2 protein-coding genes are annotated in these 1,006 nt (G+C 70.9%); one reads left to right on the top strand and one right to left on the bottom strand.

Annotated features, from left to right (window positions below; all coding sequences use genetic code 11):
- The coding region (locus tag ADK86_RS16340) for a LysR family transcriptional regulator (RefSeq protein ID WP_159393866.1) at positions 1 to 172 on the bottom strand (172 nt) is incomplete at its 3' end.
- A gap of 93 nt (positions 173 to 265) precedes the next feature.
- Between ADK86_RS16340 and ADK86_RS16335 the strand changes: the two genes are divergently transcribed.
- Positions 266 to 1,006, top strand: coding sequence for an SDR family oxidoreductase (locus tag ADK86_RS16335; RefSeq protein WP_053697242.1), 741 nt, complete (start codon positions 266 to 268; stop codon positions 1,004 to 1,006).

The raw sequence follows: 1,006 nt of genomic DNA, 5'->3' as shown, positions 1-1,006 counted from the left end.
CGCCGCGGCGGTTGCGTTCCAGCAGCCGGACACCGAGGCGCCGCTCCAGCTGCTGGATCGCCCGGGACAGCGGTGGCTGGGCCATGCCGAGGCGCTCGGCGGCGCGGCCGAAGTGCAGTTCCTCGGCAACGGCCAGGAAGTACTTCAGCTCGCGGGTCTCCAGGGCGTCCACGACCACAGCGTACGCCAGTGATACCTGCCGGGTATGACAGAACACCGTATCGGTGTTGGCTGCGCCGCTCGCCCGCGAGCGAGCATCAACGGCATGAGCGAAACGAAGATCGCGCTGGTGACCGGCGCGAACAAGGGAATCGGGTACGAAATCGCGGCCGGGCTCGGCGCCCTCGGCTACCGCGTGGGCGTGGGAGCCCGCGATGCGGACCGGCGCGAGGCCGCCGCCCGGAAGCTGCGCGGCGCCGGGGTGGACGCGTTCGGGGTGCCGCTGGACGTGACCGGCGACCAGAGCGTCACCGATGCCGCGGAACTGGTCGAACGGCAGGCCGGGCGCCTGGACGTCCTGGTCAACAACGCCGGCATCTCGGGCCCGCCGACGGGTCCGGGGTGGGGGCAGGACCCGACCGTGCTCGACCTGGACGTGGTCCGTACGGTCGTGGAGACCAACGTCATCGGTGTCATCCGGGTGACCAACACGATGCTGCCGCTGCTGCGGCGCTCGGCGTCACCGCGCATCGTCAACGTCTCCAGTTCCGTCGGCTCCCTGACCTGGCAGGCGGACCCCGACATCGACGTCGGCCCGGTCATGGCGGCCTACGCGCCGACGAAGTCGTACCTCAACGCCGTCACCGTGCAGTACGCCCGGCAACTCGCCGACACGAACATCCTGATCAACGCCGCCTGCCCGGGCCTGGTCGCGACCGACTTCACCGGCAACTACGGACCCCGCACTCCCGAGCAGGGCGCGGCCACGGCAATCCGGCTCGCCACGCTGCCCGACGGCGGCCCGACCGGCTCGTTCTTCAACGACGACGGAGTCATCCCCTGGTGA

It is taken from the genome of Streptomyces sp. NRRL F-5755, assembly GCF_001279365.1.
GTDB lineage: Bacteria > Actinomycetota > Actinomycetes > Streptomycetales > Streptomycetaceae > Streptomyces > Streptomyces rimosus.
This window is presented reverse-complemented; position numbering and strand designations above follow the sequence as displayed.

Excerpts from the sequence above, each read along its gene's own strand:
- ADK86_RS16335 (WP_053697242.1), top strand. The coding sequence starts at position 266 with ATGAGCGAAACGAAGATCGCGCTGGTGACCGGCGCGAACAAGGGAATC.